Origin of the sequence: Kribbella sp. NPDC023855 (assembly GCF_040639475.1) — a bacterium.
Classification (GTDB): domain Bacteria; phylum Actinomycetota; class Actinomycetes; order Propionibacteriales; family Kribbellaceae; genus Kribbella.
Genome location: NZ_JBFAAA010000017.1, coordinates 47,742 through 62,682, shown reverse-complemented (window position 1 = coordinate 62,682; position 14,941 = coordinate 47,742). Strand labels below are relative to the sequence as shown.

Below are 14,941 nucleotides of genomic sequence, written 5' to 3'. Positions count from 1 at the left end.
GGGGTGTGGTCCGATTTCTGCCGTTCCTGATCAGCCTGGTGCTGAGCGTGTATGCGCTCTTCTCCTGCATCCAGACACGCGATGAAGACGTCCCTTACCTGCCCAAGCTGGTCTGGATCGTCCTGATCGTCTTCGTGCCCTTCGCCGGCCCGATCGTCTGGCTCCTGATGTCCCGCACCCACGCCGTACGCCGCGAGCGAGCCGCCGTCCCCAAAACCAAGCCGACGGGCCGCCCGGTCGCCCCGGACGACGACCCGGACTTCCTGGCGTCCCTGGACCGCTACCGCGACCCCAGAACCACGGCCAAGCCCCCGGAGCCGGAGAAGCCCACCGACCCGCCCAAGGACGAAGACACGCCCGAACCAGCCGACACCGAGCCCGAAGACAAGCCTTGACAGCCTGTTCAGTCGGGCTGGGTGTGGGCGAGGTAGGTGGCGATGTGGACCAGTGGGGTGTTCCAGCGGATGCAGATGTCGTTCGTGACCTCGGAGGTCGGCTCGTCTAGGTAGCAGCACTGGGGTGGTTGGCCAAGCAGACGGGCGTCGTACGGGAAGTCGGGGCTCGGCTGCGAGTTGGCGCCGCCTGCTAGTGCGCCCGGAGGTGGTGGAGGAAACGCCGGGTCGAGGTCGTGGCCGAACTGGCGGGTCCGCTGGTGGCGTGTGTCGTCGATTCCGTAGCCGGTGACGTAGCTCTGACCGAGCGCGTTGCGGCCGAACAGGTAGTCCATCCCGGTGCTGACACCATCGGCGAAGCGACGCTCCCCGGTCAGCAGGTCTGCCGCCACCAGTACGACGAGGTTGTTGAGCAGCCGGCCGTTCGATCCCCAGGCCCAGCCGTCCGATGGGGCATACGGGTTGCCCCACGGTTGTCGGGCCTGCAGGTCGAGCAGTCCGTCCGCCGCCTCGACGACGTTGCTCGCCACTTGGTCGTGACCTGGCAGGGCTTGGCCAAGGAGAGCCAGATCGAGTTGGGCTGGTACGGCGACGCGGTCGTAGTCGAAACCGTCGAAGTGGATCGTGGTCAGGTGCCAGGGCGAGTTCAGCACCTCCTCGCGGTACTGCGAATCTCCGGTGGCCAGCCACAGTTGGACGGCAGCCCAGTAGAAGTCGTCCCCGTGCTCCGAGTCGCCGTACGGACCGCCGCCGAACTTGGCATGGTCATCGGGTGCGAACAGCTCGGGATGCTCGTGCGCCGCGACGTGAGCACGGCGAGCTGCGGTCAGCAATCGGTCGGCGTAGGCGGAGTCCGTGGCACGGAACAGTCGAGCGCCCTGCGCCGCTGTCGCAGCCAGATGCAGAGTCGCGCTGGTCGAAGGTCGGTGGAGGACGCGCTCGGTGGGGTCTTCGTGTGCCCAGCCGGGGAGTGGCGACCACTCCGTCCCGTGGACACGGTGAAACGCCATCCCGGCCAGCGGATCCGGGGACGGCACCTGCATGCGCAGTACCCAGTCCAGCTGCCAGCGGCACTCGTCCAGCAGCCCTGCCTGGAGAGTGGGGTCGTCAACCTCGAGCGCGGCTAGGAGGTCGAGGGTCCTCAACAGCTGCCACAACGCGATGGCGCCGCTCGTCACGTACTTGCCGTAGTCGCCGGCGTCGTACCAGCCGCCGGAGACGTCGAACCGACCCTCGCAGCGCCAACCCGGATAGAGCCGCTCAGCCTCCGGCCCTGTCCATGCCGGTACCGCGATGTCGCCGCGATTGGGGAGCACACCGAGGTGTCCAGCGGGCCGGCCATAGACGGGGTCGGCCACGGGCGTCCCGGACCGTAAGAGTGTCAGCACCCGCAACGCATCGGCACCGAGTTGCCGATACGGCACGTTGCCGATCCGGAAGGGGTGGCTCTGCATCCCGCCGACTTCGAGCCGGAAGGCATCACCGCGGTGACGCGTCGCCGAGAAGTCGAGGACGTGAACCGACTGCCCCGAGGTAGGCTCCGGCCGGACCGGCCACGGATCGGACCACCCTTCGAAAACCACCTGCCCGCCGCCGTTTCGCAGTACGAACGCCAACGGCTGTTCCGCGGGATGAACAACGGTCGCCGCCATCGGCCGGCCAGGCTGATACCCACACTGATTAACCCGCACAGCAGGCCGCCCAGCCAGCACATCCCCCAACGCCCACACCGGCCAACCCATCCACCCATGCTAGCCAGCCGGATCGTTGCCAAAGGCGGTTGCTTGAGGCAACCGCCTTTGGCCACGGTGGGGTTACTTCTCGGGGTAGAGCTTGCTGAGGAGCTTTCCGTTCTTGTCGTACGCCCTGACCGTCATCCTGTCGCTGCTGGCGTGGGAGGTTTTGTCGAGTGGGGTGAAGACGAACCAGCCGTCCTTGAACGGCGCCTCGTACTTCGGGCCGGAGCCGACCTGGACGACGACCTTGGCGGTGTCCGCCGGTGCCCGCCCCCAGCCGATGGGCAGCGACCGGGCACAGACCTTGCCGGTGTCGTTGCAGTCCGAACTCTGCAGAAACATCGCGCCGATCTCCTGGGCGCGGGTCCCGTCAGGCCACGGGACCCGCGGGTCGTCCGGTGCGGGCCGGTCGAGACGCACGGCGGTGACGCCCCAGCCGTAAGCTTTGCCTTCCATGCGCTCGCCCCCGCGCGGCTGGCAGATGATCGCTGTCTTGCCCGACGGCGAGGTCGCGATCAGCAGTGTTGCTCTGAAGGGCGGGAACATTCCCTCGGCACGCTGATCCAGCCGGTCGGAGACCTGGATGTGCCACTTGGTCATGTCGACCCACGCCTTCACAGAGCAATTGCGAAGCTGGCCGGCCGCGGTCTTCGGGTCCGGATCCGCTGTCGCGGCAGCGACCAGTGCGGCCGACGGTTTGTCCCCGCCCGGGATCAGGCAACCAAAGCGGCCTGGGAGCTCGGAACTCTTCCGCCCGTCGTACCCGTGAGCGCTCACGGACCGGAAGCCGGCCGAGTCGCCGGTGTATTGCTCCAGCGGGTACTTCGTACCGCCGTACCGCAGCGCGCAGCGGCGTTCGGCCTCCTCCTTGGTGATCTGCTGGCCGGCGCCGTCCTCGCCGCGGGGGACGCCGGGGACCGGGCTGAACTGAGAGTTCTCGGTTTCGGTACCGGCCACGCCGGGCTGCTCACTGGTGGCGGCGGTGAGGTTGGGGATGAAGGTGACAGCGAGGGCTGCCGCCGCGACGCCGGCGACGGCACCGCCCGCGCCCAGGATGCGGCGCCGGCGGAGGCCGCGGCGGCCTCGGGTGAGCACCGTTACGGTGTCGAACTGATCCAGTGGTGCGGCGTCGGCCAGGCGGCGTAGTTCGGCGCTGACCTCGCGGGTGTCTTCCATGTCGTTCTCCTTCACAGCGCCGGACTCCGTCGCCGATCGATGGCCTTGCGGAGAGCCTCGAGACCGCGGGAGGCCTGACTTCTCACCGTGCCCTCCGTGCAGCCGAGAATCTCCGCGGTCTGCTCGACCGAGAGGTCCTCGTAGTACCGGAGGACGATGCAGGCTCGCTGCCGTGGTCCCAGTGCTCGCAGCGCTTCGAGCACTTCGTCACGCTCAGCGTGCCCGGTCGCGAAGTCGCCGGTGTGACCGTCGTGCTCCGGGACCTCGGCGATGGTGACCTCCCGCCGCCAGGGTCGCCGGCCACCGTCGTACGCGACGTTGACCAGCATCCTGCGGGCGTAGGCGAACGGGTTGCCGGCCCGTTGCACCTTCGGCCAGGCGAGATACACCTTGTAAAGCGTCTCCTGGACGACGTCGTCGGCTCTGTGCCGGTCACCGCCGATCAGGTACGCCGTCCGCCGCAGCGACGGTGTCGCCGCCTCGACGAACTCGACGAACGCTTTGTCCCGCTCAGCCATCCGCGCCTCCACTCTCCATGTCCCCCTCAAGACGGAAGGCCCACGCCTTTACGCTGCACCCCCTCAACAGATTTCTGGCGAGACAACTGGTTGGCCGAACGGATCACCGGGTGAAGAGGTAGCGCTGTTCGAGGCGGCCGTGGCGCGGATGGGGCGTCGGATCGCCGTCGGGCTTCCAGCCCAGCCGCTCGTACAGTGCGACGGCGCGCAGGTTGTCGGCGTACACAGACAGTTGAAGAGTCTGGAACTCAAGGGGTTTCGCTTGCTGCGCCAGCTCGTTCAGCAGCAACTGCGCCACTCCGCGTCCCCACGCCCGTGGGCGGACGCCGAGATAGCGCAGTTCGGCGACGGACGGCTGCTGGGTTGGCTCGACGGCGGCGAAACCGAGCGCCGTACCGGCTGGATCGGTGGCCATCAGCAGGAAGGATCGGGGTGAGCTGTCGATGACCGCCTGGATGACGGGCCGGGCCTCGTCGAGGGTCGGTACGACGCTTTCGCCGTCTCGGGCGGCGGTGGTTTCGGCCCAGATCAGGGCTGCGGCGCTCACCTGGTCCGCCGACCGGGTCAGAGTGGCTCTCATGGGCTGATTGTGTGTCATCCCGCTGGGGGCAGCCATCGAAATTGGCAGGCGCGGGGTTGTGGAGGCGTGCCAGGATGCTGGGATGGTTGTGCGGGCGTTGAGTTTTGGGGTGGTGGCGGAGGCGTACGAGCGGTTCCGGCCTGGGTATCCGGGGGAACTTCTCGAGCTGGTGATGGCGTACGCCGGTGGGCCGATCCGGACCGCTCTCGAGATCGGTGCTGGGACAGGTAAGGCGACGCGTCTGTTTGCGGAGGCCGGGATCGCGGTCACGGCGACCGAGCCGGATGCGGACATGCTTGCGGAGCTGCGCAAACACGTGCCGACCAACGTCACCGCCGTGCAGGCCGCCTTCGAGGACTTGCCGCTGGATACGTCGTACGAGCTGGTGTATTCGGCTGCCGCGCTCCATTGGACCAACCCTGAAGGCCGGTGGGCCCGGATGGCCGCGCTGGTCCGGCCGGGTGGGGTGTTCGCCTCGTTCGGCGTACCGATCCAGTTGGCTGACCCGGACCTCAAGCAGGCCGTGCGCGCGGCACGTGCGCCGTACCTGGAGGACGACGGCGTCCCATCGCCTGACAGTACGCCGCCCGCGGATCGCCCGATGGAATGGCCCGGCACAGAACTCCAGCAGTCCGAGTGGTTCACCGATGTGCGGCAGGCGGTGATCGAACGGCGCTTGACGATGAGCGCTCAGGACTATGTCGGACAACTGTCGACGGTGTCGGCGTACGTGATGTTGCAGCCTGCGGACCGAGACCAGGTGTTCGGCCGAATCCTCCAGGTCCTCCCCGCGACCGTGGAACTCAACGCCCAGGTCCACGCCCACCTCGCCCGCCGCCACCCGTAGCGCGCTACCCGCTACTGGTCGGCGATCGTGACTGCGAGGTCGACCGCCGGCTGGTAGGCGTTGAGTCGGGATGTGGTCCAGCACGATGGACCGGAAGCTGCTTCGTCAGTGGCGATCCGGTAGATCAGGGCGCGGATCAGCATCTGGCCCCAGGCCGGCAGGTGCGCCCAGCGCTCCGCGAGGCCAGGCGTGGCGTCGTACCAGCACAGAGCGTCGACGACTGCGATTGCCAGGGCCCAGGTCGGAGGGCGCCAGTAGACGGGCCAGTCGATGATCGCCGGTGGCAGACCCGGAGCGAAGAGGACGTTTCCTGGGAGGTCGCCGTGGACCGCCTGTGAGGGGAGGTCGACAGGACGAAGGGTTTGGCTCAAGGGTTTGGTCAACGGGTCGGCGGCGGGGGCGAGCCGGAAGGGGATCTCCTCCCAGGCGACGCGGTCTCCGGTGGACCACGGGTCCTGGCGAGTGTCCAGGAAATCAGGGCGTGGGACGGATGCGATGGCTCGGTGGAATTCGATCCCGGCTCGCAGTACGTCGTCTTGCCTGCTGACGTCGGTGGCTCCGTCGACCACTTGACTGGCTTCCCACCCGTCGGCGATCCACATCCCGTCGACGGTGCGGACCGAGCGGGCGATCCGGAAATGCTCTGAGGCGGGGAGGACATCGAGCACGTCCGCTCGCCAGTTGGTCTCGGCGGCAAAGTCGACCGGCTTGAGGATCACCCCGCCGGCTCGCCAGGTGCCGCCCCGACCGCCGCCGAGGAGGACGGGCTCGTCAGTAATCGCAAACCCTTCGATCACAGCGGCCGAAGGCGTCGAGGGCGTATCCACAGTCAGATCCTGAGCCAACAATCAGAACTTCCGCCACGCATTTCCGGTTCTACTGGCTTCCCGTCCGCCAGATCATGCGGCTGCGCATCATGCGGGGGGTGGGGCGGGCGTTGGGGGCGATGGAGTGGAGTATCCAGGGGTGGGTTAGGTAGACGTCGCCGGCGTGGCCGGTGAGTTCGACTACTCGGACCGGGATGCCGTCCAGGTCGGCTTCGGTCATGAAGTCGGCGTCAGCGGTTCTGTGCTCGCTAGTCAGGTCGACGAACCACGGATGGGATGCCAGGACGCCATCGCGGACCGTGGTGAAGTCCCGCTCTTCGGTGGTGCTCAGATAGCGGGCGATCACCCGGTGCGAGCCGGCGACCTGCGGCGTACCGCCGCCGCCGGGTTCGAGATCGGTCAGGAGGGCCCAGATCTTGACGCCACCTGGCTCGTCCTGCGGTACGTCGAAACCGACATCCGTATGCCATTGCCGGTGCGGCACTACCCAGTCTTCGCCGGTCGGCATGGTGACCAGGACCTGGCCTTGGTGCGGCGGCTCGACCCAGCCTGCCGGTCCGAGAAGTTGGTTGAGTGCGGCTCGGAGTGGCGGGCCGAGGATCGCGTCGGCAGCTGGATGCTTCTTGGTGGCCGCCAGTCTGGTCGGGCGCACAGGCGTCCAGGTACTGCGATCGTCTGGCCGCATCCCGTGCAACTCGGTCAACTCGCGCCAGAGCACGTCTCGCATCCGCGCCGCGTCGCCGGCCGTGAACGCACCCGGAAGCCGCACGATCCCGTCGCGGGTGATCTCTTCCAGCTGGCCGTCGCTGAGCATCTACCCATGCTCACCTCGCGACTTCCCCGCCGCCACCAGATTTCTCCGCAGCGGAGCAGGCGTCACGAGCTGAGTGCGGGAGCTGCAATCGATGCCAGGTAACCAACCGCGGCTCTGCCGGGCTTGTGCCGATCTGTGGGCGGGTGAGGCCGCTGGAGATCGGGGACCGGGTCCGGCGCGAGGCCGGACCCGGGTGGGTCGAGGTGGTTCAGTTGCCGGCGGCCGTCAGGCGGACTTCCTGTGTTCGGCGAGGACGACGTTGTCCCGTTCGGATTCCGTGGTCCCACCCCAGACGCCGTAGGGCTCTCCGACGGAGAGGGCGTGCTGGCGGCATTCGGGCTGGACCGGACAGGTACCGCAGAGCGACTTGGCCACCATCTCGCGAGCGCGTTTGCGAACGCCACGCTCCGATTCGGGGGAGAAGAACAGCTCCGGGTTGACGTCGCGGCAAGCGGCTTGCGACTGCCAGTCCCACAGATCCATGAGCGGGCGGGGTAGGCGAGGCATCCCTCTCGACATGGCAACCTCCTTGACTCACCGTGAGCGCGGACGGGCGCTCGGTGAAAACTATGCTCAACTCATGCGCAGTTCAACCCTTGTTGTCTCGAAAGTCCGTCGAGTTGTTATCGGGACGTGGCGATTCCGGTCGTCGCAGAGCGGGAATTGGACAGCATGACCGAGTCGGAAACTCTCACCGTCGGGGCCGCCGCACGCCGGCTCGGCATCGCCGCCCCGACCCTGCGGAGCTGGGAGCGTAGGTACGGATTGAGCCCGAGCGCACGGTCAGTAGGCGGTCATCGGCGCTACAGCCCGGAGGATCTGGTCCGGCTCCGGACGATGCTGCGGATGGTCGAGCAGGGCATGCCGACGGCGGAAGCGGCGGCGTCGGTTCGTGACCAGATCTACTCTGCTCAATCACCCACTGTGACATCCGCCACTTCTGTTGCCGACGGCCCCCGGCCGGGCGGTGAACTGCTGCTGAAGCCGGTACGCCGGTCCGCGCGGTCTCGCGCCCCCGAGCCCGGGAAGCTGGCTGACCTGTTCGAGCTCGCGAACGCCATGGACGCCGAGCGGCTCACTCACGAGATCGCCCGCAGCCTGGACAGGTCGGGCGCCGTCGAGGCGTGGACCAACCGGTTGATGCCGCTGCTGGTCAAGGTGGGCGAGCAGTGGGAGCAGACCAAAGCGTGTGTCGAGGTCGAGCACCTTGCGTCCGATGCGGTGGCGGGCGGACTCAGGTACCACACCCGCCGCGCACTGGACCGGTTCAAGCCGGACGAGTCGGCGCGACCCGTAGTACTGGCCTGCCTTGAGCGGGAGGACCATGCGCTGCCGCTGCTGGCCGTGGCGGCGGCGCTGGCCGAGCGCCGGGTGCGGGTGCGCACGTTGGGGGCTGCCACGCCGGTGGAGGCGCTGTCGAGCGCCGTACGCCAGATCCGGCCGGCTGCGGTCTTCGTCTGGTCCAGCGCGCCCGCAACCGCGGACCTGGAGGCTGTGCGCAGCCTCGCGCGCACCAGGCCGTCGTACCGGCTCGTGGTCGGTGGACCGGGCTGGAAGGCGCTGGGGGAGCCGGACGGCTGGGTGAACTCCCTGGCGGACGCCGTAAGCGCCCTGGTCTCAGCAACCCGGCTCTAGCCTCGGCGCCGGCACCAGCCTCGGCGGCCGGCTCCCTAGGCTCGGCCGGCGGCCGCTAGTCGTCGGCGGGGTCGTAGCGGAAGTACCGGTGGCTGCCGTGGGCTGTGTCGCGTTCGCCCGTCAGTGCCCGGATGACCATCTCGTGCGTGATCGCCAGCACCGGGCCGTCGGTGCTGGCCGTGTGCCGCGCCAGCGCCGCCCGCGCCCGAGCCCGTACTGCGGACAGCGGCTCCCACTTCCGCACGATCCCCTCGGGCCACTCGCCGCCGTACTCGTCCAGCTCCGCCTGCGCAGCCCGTACGTCGGCCACCCCGCGCCACAAGCCCGTGCTGTCGGGGAGCCAGTCGCGCAGGTCGTAGTCGACCCGTACGCCGAGGGCCAGCCGGTGGCCGATGATGGCGGCACTGTGCAGGGCGCGGGTGAAGGGCGAGCTGACCAGGTATGTGGCACCGATGCCACTCAGGAGGTCCGCAACCGCCTCGGCCTGCTTGGCCCCCTCTGGAGTCAGCGGAGCGGCGTCAGCGGCCATACCGGGCCAGCCACGGCTATCCACCGGCGCGTAGTCCGGCTGACCGTGCCGAACCAGGTAGATCTGGGTCACGAGGATGTTCTACCGGAGATGGCGCGCCCCGGCCCAGCCTCTGGTGCGGCTGGGCGGGAGCGCGGAAGGGTCGGTGAGCGAGCTCGGCGGCCGCACGTTGTGCTGCTCGCCGAAGAACTGTTCGAGGTCGAACTCAGGCCGGGCCTCGGCAGCGGACTCGGTCCAGGTGCCGTCCGAGGAGACCTCGAGCCAGCGAACCTCCGTCGCGCCCTGGTGGCCGTGGACGGCGAGCACCGACTCCAGGTCGGGCCAGACCGCCGTCGCCGGGTTGTTGCCCCGCCAGCGCAGCGCCACCGACCCGTCGGTGAACACGCACCCTTCGGCGACCACCCCGGTGCCGGAGACCCCGCTGAGATCGCGGAAGCGGACCAGTTCGAAGGTCCGCGGCCTCACCGCCGAGCCCCGGCAGGCCGACAACCAGACGGCACCAGCAACCCCTGACCCCCGAGCGGACCTGCCACCGTGCTCGCACTCCTTAGAAGTTCCTCAGTGAAGCCCTCAACCTGTTGCGACCCTCAACGACCCACGACCACCCCCGGTTACACCGCAGAAAATCCGGGTCTCACCCACTGACACGCCCCGTCTCGATCTCCCGGCGCATGAACACCCGCTCAGCGGGATCGAGCCCCAGGGCGGCCTCGTGCCGCTGAACCTCGACCAACCCCGGAGTGAGCTCGCCGGCCGCCAACTCACGGAAGCCCAGGCGTGCGTAGTACGGGGCGTTCCAGGGGACGGTGCGGAAGGTGCTGAGGGTGAGGGCGGGCAGTCCCTGTACGGCGGCCCAGCGGTCGACCTCGTCGATCAGCAGCCGGCCGACGCCACGGCGGCCGTGGTCGGGATGGACGCTGACCTGCTCGAGATGCGCGGCGCCGTCCACCAGGTCGACGAGCGCGTAGCCGATCGCCTGGTCGTCCGGCCCGGCGGCGGTCCAGGCCAGCCCGGCCTGCCGGTAGCGCTCGAGCGTCTCGATCGAAGGCGGCGGATGCCCGGCGACGTCGGTCATGCCGATCTCGCGGAACAACGCCCCGGCCGCCACTTCGATCGATTGCAGCCGGCCCAGGTCGTCGGCCGTGGTGAAGCGGATCGTGGTCATGGCCAGAGGCAACCATGGGGGGGAGCGGAAAGGCGAGGCGATTTCGGGGGATGGTTGCGGTGGGTGATATCGTCGGCGACGTGAAGCGTTGCTATTGGCGATTTTTTGAGTGGCCGGCTGTCGTGCCGGGTAGCTCAGCTGATCGCTGACGCCTGACCAAGAACTTCAGCCGGCTCTCGAGGCAAGGACACTCGTCCTTGCCTTTTCTCGTTCCCAGCCGGCGCTGTCCTCGGGTCCACCGCGGAGTACCGGCGGAAAGGTCCCCCCATGAACACCCTCCCGCAGCAGGTCCGCCAGATTCCGCAAGGCGCGGTCGTCGATCGACGGATCGAGAAGACCGTCCCGCTGATCACCCCGCTCGCCCTGCACGAGGAACTGCCGCTGAGCGCCGAGCTCGCCGAGACGGTCGTCGCCGGGCGGCAGGCCGTCACGGATGTCCTCAACGGCATCGACGACCGGCTGCTCGTTGTCGTCGGCCCGTGTTCGGTGCACGACGCCCAGGCGGCCCTCGAGTACGCCGAACGCCTCCGCCCGGTCGCCGAGCGACTCTCCGACGGTCTGCTCGTGGTGATGCGCGTGTACTTCGAGAAGCCACGCTCGACCCTCGGGTGGAAGGGCCTCATCAACGACCCGGGTCTCGACGGCTCCGGCGACGTCAACACCGGCCTGCGGACCGCCCGCGCGCTGCTCCTCGAAGTACTGGCCAAGGGGTTGCCGGTCGGGTGTGAGTTCCTCGACCCGATCACCCCGCAGTACATCGCCGACACGGTCGGGTGGGGCGCGATCGGCGCGCGGACCGTCGAGAGCCAGGTGCACCGGCAGCTCTCGTCCGGTCTGTCGATGCCGATCGGCATGAAGAACCGTCCCGACGGCAGCATCGCGACCGCGGTCGACGCGATCAAGGCGGCGGCCGTCCCGCACGTCTTCACCGGTATCGCCCACGACGGTGCCCCCGCGATCCTGCACACCCGGGGCAACCCCGACTGCCATCTCGTACTGCGCGGCTCCGACGCCGGACCCAACTACGACGCCGAGTCGGTCGCAGGTGCCACCGAGCTGCTGAGCAAGGCCGGCCTGCCCGAGCGAGTCGTCATCGACGCGAGCCACGGCAACAGCCGCAAGGACCACCACCGCCAGCCCGCCGTCGCGGCGGAGATCGGGCAGCAAGTGGCCGATGGCAACAAGGCGATCGTCGGCGTGATGCTGGAGTCGTTCCTGGTCGAGGGCCGGCAGAACCTCGACCCGACGCAGCCGCTCACCTACGGACAGTCGATCACCGACGCGTGCCTGGGCTGGGACACCACGGTGGGCGTGCTGGAGGGGTTGCGCGACGCCGTGATCAAGCGTCGTACGGGCGCGTGAACTTCAGGAGAATGTCGGTCGTGAGGCATCCCGCAGGCACCTGGTCCTGACCTACTGTCCGGGGCATGACTGACATTTCCCGCCGCCTGGTTCTTGGTTCCGCAGCCGGTGGGGCAGCTTTGTCGCTGCTCCCACCGTCGCTGCACGCGGCGATGGCGCAACCGATCCGGCCCGGTGGACTCGACGCGATCGAGCACGTGATCGTGCTGATGCAGGAGAACCGCTCCTTCGACCACTACTTCGGCATGCTGCGCGGAGTCCGCGGGTACGGCGACCGCCTGCCGCTGCGGCTGCGCAACGGCAAGTCGGTGTTCCACCAGCCGGTCGCCGGTGGCGGCGAGGTGCTGCCGTTCTCGCTGCGCAAGGCGGCCGCCGACGCCGGTCGCGCCCCGGACGACATCCAGTACCTCGGCGCTCTCGCGCACGGCTTCACCGACGCGACCCAGGCCTGGAACAACGGCTGGAACGACGACTGGGTGCAGGCCAAGACCGCCGCGACGATGACGTACTACGACCGTCGCGACATCCCGTTGCAGTACGAACTGGCCGAGACCTTTACCATCCTCGACGCCTACCACTGCTCGGTGAACGGCTCGACCAACCCGAACCGGAACTACCTGTGGTCCGGTACGACCGGCTACGAGCCCGGTACGACGCAACGCGCGGTCACCAACGCGGCGTACTCCTACGACCACCAGGGCTACGACTGGACGGCGTACCCCGAGCGGCTGGAAGCGGCGGGGGTGTCGTGGCAGATCTACCAGGAGTGGGACAACTTCACCGACAACGCCGTCGAGTACTTCAAGACCTTCAAGGAACTCGGTCGCCGGATCCTCGCGTCCGTGCCGGGCTACCGCACCACCGAGGAGTTCTACGACAAGCTCTTCGAGAAGACGCCGGCCGAGCGGACGGCCGCGCTCAAACTGCTCGACGAGGCGGTCGCGAAGCAGCCCGCCGCCGACCAGAAGCTCTTCTACCAGGCGATGTACCGCAGCGAGCCCGAGTCGCTGATCCCGCGTGTCCGCGCCGACATCGAGGCCGGCAAGCTGCCCGCGGTGAGCTGGCTCGTCCCGTCGGCGGTCGACTCCGAGCATCCGAGCACCTCGACGCCGGTCGGCAGCGCGAACCTCGTCTACGACCTGCTCGACGCGATCGCCTCGGACCCGGAGACCTGGTCGAAGACCGTGCTGCTGATCAACTTCGACGAGAACGACGGGTACTTCGACCACGTCCCGCCGCCGGTCGCGCCGCGTACTGACTCCGGTGACGGGGACGACTGGTACGCCGGCCGCCCGATCGGTCTCGGACCGCGGGTTCCGATGACCGTGGTCTCGCCGTGGTCGGTCGGTGGGCACGTCAACTCGCAGGTGTCCGACCACACCTCGGTCCTCCAGTTCCTCGAGCGCTGGACCGGTATCAAGGAACCGAACATCAGCTCCTGGCGCCGGACGGCCTGCGGTGACCTCACCTCGGCCTTCGACTTCAAGCGGCCGCATCGCCAGCCGTCGGTCGACGCGCCCGGCTCGGTCCCCGCGCCGATCACCCGGTGGAAGCCGGTGCCACCGGCAACCCAAACGCTGCCCGGCCAGGAACCCGGCCGCCGCCCGGCTCGCGCGTTGCCTTACCAGCCGTCGGTTTCCGGCTTCGTTGCCAAAGGCAAGCTGAAACTGCGACTCGGCAACAACGCGCCCGAGGCGGCGCACTTCGCGGTCTACCCGTACGGCGGGGAGCTGCCCGCGCCGGCGCATCTCGACGTCAAGGGGGAGCTCGCCCAGGAGGTGCCGGTCAGTGGTCCGTACGAGCTCGCGGTGCAGGGCCCGAACCGGTTCTGGGTCGAGCTGGCCGGCTCGGTCGAGGGGATCGCGGCGGGCCTCGACGTACGGATCCGCGAAGACCGTGGCTCGCTGAAGGTCGAGCTGGAGAACACCGGCACCAAGCCACTCAGCGTGAAGCTGAAGGCGCGCGGCTACGGCAGCCGGACGATCAACCAGGATGTCCGCGGCAAGCAGACCCGGGCGCTCACCTGGCCGACCGACCACGGCTGGTACGACGTCGAGGTCACCACCGCCGAGGACCCGACGTACCGGCGCCGCCTGACCGGTCACCTGGAGAACGGCTCTCCCAGCGTGACCGGCTGACCCGGTGGTTACCGGCTGGTCATGACCTCTGGCGATCCGGCGAAATCTACGGAAGGGTGACAACCATCGGGGCGATTGTGGGGAGGATCGCGTGGATGTTGTTGCTGTTGCCGAGGACGAACTGGAGGACCTGCGGTCGCGACTGCGGCGAACGCGGTGGGCAACCAGCTGGCCCGATACCGGATGGGAGGCCGGTACCGATGGCAACGCGTTGCGCCGGCTGGTCGCGTACTGGGCCGACGGATTCGACTGGCGCAAGCAGGAGGCGGCACTCAACGCGTTGCCGTCCCACTTCGCGGACTTCGACGGCGTACCGGTGCACTATCTCCGGTACGACGCCGAGCAGCCCGGCGCGTTGCCGCTCGTCCTGACGCACGGCTGGCCGAGTTCGGTACTGGAGCTGACCGAGTTGGCGCAACGGCTCGCCTCGCCCACGCAGTACGGGCGGCCGGTGGAGGAAGCCTTCACGGTGATCGTGCCTGCGTTGCCGGGGTTCCCTTGCTCGCCGCAACGACCTTCGTTGCCGCCAGCAACAGCTACGCACGAGCTGTGGCACCGGTTGATGCGCGACGAGCTCGGGTTCGCCCAGTACGGCGCGCACGGTGGTGATCTCGGTGCCGGCATCAGCGCACTGCTCGGCCAGGCGTACCCCGAGGAGGTCGTCGGCATTCATCTGCTCGCGGTCGCGAATCCGGCCTCGGTCGATTCGGACGAACTGAGCCCGGAGGAGCAGGCGTACCTCGACGCCGAGGCGGAGTGGTTCGCCGAGGAGGGCGGCTACGAACACGAGCAGATGACCCGGCCGGCCACGCTGAGCGCGGGACTGTCGGACTCGCCGGCCGGGCTGCTCGCCTGGCTGCTGGAGAAGTACCGCGCGTGGAGCGACTGCGACGGCGAGGTCAGCACCCGGTTCAGCGACGACTTCATCCTCACCCAGGCCTCGCTGTACTGGTTCACGAACTCCATCTCGACCTCGTTCCGCCCGTACTACGAGTACCACCGCGGCCTGCGTGAGCGGGTGACCTCGGTGTCGGTGCCGACCGCGATCGCCGTCTTCCCCGAAGACCTGGTCCGGCCACCGCGGAGCTGGGCGGCGCGCACCTACAACGTCACCCGCTACACGGCGATGCCCCGCGGCGGCCACTTCGCCGCCTGGGAAGAGCCCGAGCTGCTGGCCGAGGATCTGGTCGCCTTCTTCAAGTCCGTCCTGAAGAAGACGTAA

At 68.6% G+C, this 14,941-nt stretch carries 16 protein-coding genes; 6 read left to right on the top strand and 10 right to left on the bottom strand.

What is annotated here, in order from left to right:
• The first annotated feature begins 5 nt into the window (after positions 1-5).
• Entirely contained in the window at positions 6-395 is a 390-nt protein-coding gene (locus AB0F51_RS36375; RefSeq protein ID WP_360287772.1) for a PLD nuclease N-terminal domain-containing protein, read from the top strand.
• 8 nt (positions 396-403) lie between these two features.
• Here AB0F51_RS36375 and AB0F51_RS36370 read toward each other — a convergent pair whose 3' ends face one another.
• The 4 genes from AB0F51_RS36370 to AB0F51_RS36355 form a co-directional block, all read right to left on the bottom strand.
• Positions 404-2,134: a glycoside hydrolase family 9 protein gene (locus tag AB0F51_RS36370; protein WP_360287770.1), complete on the bottom strand. Its 1,731-nt coding sequence runs from the start codon at positions 2,132-2,134 to the stop codon at positions 404-406.
• A gap of 72 nt (positions 2,135-2,206) precedes the next feature.
• Positions 2,207-3,304 carry a hypothetical protein gene (locus AB0F51_RS36365; protein WP_360287768.1) on the bottom strand — a complete coding sequence of 366 codons (1,098 nt, stop codon included), beginning with the start codon at positions 3,302-3,304 and terminating at the stop codon, positions 2,207-2,209.
• An 11-nt stretch (positions 3,305-3,315) separates the two neighbouring features.
• A complete protein-coding gene (locus AB0F51_RS36360; protein ID WP_360287766.1) occupies positions 3,316-3,822 on the bottom strand; it encodes a SigE family RNA polymerase sigma factor in 507 nt (168 codons plus the stop codon).
• Between the two features lie 103 nt (positions 3,823-3,925).
• Complete coding sequence (locus tag AB0F51_RS36355; protein WP_360287764.1) at positions 3,926-4,402, bottom strand: GNAT family N-acetyltransferase; 477 nt, start codon at positions 4,400-4,402, stop codon at positions 3,926-3,928.
• Positions 4,403-4,484: 82 nt separating this feature from the next.
• Between AB0F51_RS36355 and AB0F51_RS36350 the strand changes: the two genes are divergently transcribed.
• Positions 4,485-5,249 (top strand): class I SAM-dependent methyltransferase, encoded by a 765-nt coding sequence (locus AB0F51_RS36350; protein WP_360287762.1) that lies wholly within the window; start codon positions 4,485-4,487, stop codon positions 5,247-5,249.
• An 11-nt stretch (positions 5,250-5,260) separates the two neighbouring features.
• Here the strand turns inward: AB0F51_RS36350 and AB0F51_RS36345 are convergent, their stop codons facing one another.
• The 3 genes from AB0F51_RS36345 to AB0F51_RS36335 all read right to left on the bottom strand — a co-directional run bounded on the left by AB0F51_RS36345 (position 5,261) and on the right by AB0F51_RS36335 (position 7,397).
• A complete protein-coding gene (locus AB0F51_RS36345; RefSeq protein ID WP_360287760.1) occupies positions 5,261-6,076 on the bottom strand; it encodes a TIGR02569 family protein in 816 nt (271 codons plus the stop codon).
• A 49-nt stretch (positions 6,077-6,125) separates the two neighbouring features.
• Positions 6,126-6,890: a phytanoyl-CoA dioxygenase family protein gene (locus tag AB0F51_RS36340; protein WP_360287758.1), complete on the bottom strand. Its 765-nt coding sequence runs from the start codon at positions 6,888-6,890 to the stop codon at positions 6,126-6,128.
• Positions 6,891-7,115: 225 nt separating this feature from the next.
• A complete protein-coding gene (locus AB0F51_RS36335; protein ID WP_166665744.1) occupies positions 7,116-7,397 on the bottom strand; it encodes a WhiB family transcriptional regulator in 282 nt (93 codons plus the stop codon).
• Between the two features lie 165 nt (positions 7,398-7,562).
• Between AB0F51_RS36335 and AB0F51_RS36330 the strand changes: the two genes are divergently transcribed.
• Positions 7,563-8,525, top strand: coding sequence for a MerR family transcriptional regulator (locus tag AB0F51_RS36330; RefSeq protein ID WP_360287756.1), 963 nt, complete (start codon positions 7,563-7,565; stop codon positions 8,523-8,525).
• 55 nt (positions 8,526-8,580) lie between these two features.
• Here AB0F51_RS36330 and AB0F51_RS36325 read toward each other — a convergent pair whose 3' ends face one another.
• The 3 genes from AB0F51_RS36325 to AB0F51_RS36315 all read right to left on the bottom strand — a co-directional run bounded on the left by AB0F51_RS36325 (position 8,581) and on the right by AB0F51_RS36315 (position 10,219).
• Positions 8,581-9,126, bottom strand: a complete 546-nt coding sequence (locus tag AB0F51_RS36325) for a histidine phosphatase family protein (RefSeq protein ID WP_360287754.1) — start codon at positions 9,124-9,126, stop codon at positions 8,581-8,583.
• 9 nt (positions 9,127-9,135) lie between these two features.
• Positions 9,136-9,519: a hypothetical protein gene (locus AB0F51_RS36320; protein ID WP_360287752.1), complete on the bottom strand. Its 384-nt coding sequence runs from the start codon at positions 9,517-9,519 to the stop codon at positions 9,136-9,138.
• A gap of 169 nt (positions 9,520-9,688) precedes the next feature.
• The gene (locus AB0F51_RS36315; protein ID WP_360287750.1) at positions 9,689-10,219 is read right to left on the bottom strand and encodes a GNAT family N-acetyltransferase; all 531 of its coding nucleotides are present in this window, start codon (positions 10,217-10,219) and stop codon (positions 9,689-9,691) included.
• A gap of 267 nt (positions 10,220-10,486) precedes the next feature.
• On the opposite strand from AB0F51_RS36315, the gene AB0F51_RS36310 reads away from it, so the two are divergent.
• From AB0F51_RS36310 to AB0F51_RS36300, 3 genes are all read left to right on the top strand, one after another.
• Positions 10,487-11,581 carry a 3-deoxy-7-phosphoheptulonate synthase gene (locus tag AB0F51_RS36310; protein ID WP_360287748.1) on the top strand — a complete coding sequence of 365 codons (1,095 nt, stop codon included), beginning with the start codon at positions 10,487-10,489 and terminating at the stop codon, positions 11,579-11,581.
• 65 nt (positions 11,582-11,646) lie between these two features.
• Positions 11,647-13,719: a phosphocholine-specific phospholipase C gene (locus tag AB0F51_RS36305; RefSeq protein WP_360287747.1), complete on the top strand. Its 2,073-nt coding sequence runs from the start codon at positions 11,647-11,649 to the stop codon at positions 13,717-13,719.
• A gap of 91 nt (positions 13,720-13,810) precedes the next feature.
• Positions 13,811-14,941, top strand: coding sequence for an epoxide hydrolase family protein (locus AB0F51_RS36300; RefSeq protein ID WP_360287745.1), 1,131 nt, complete (start codon positions 13,811-13,813; stop codon positions 14,939-14,941).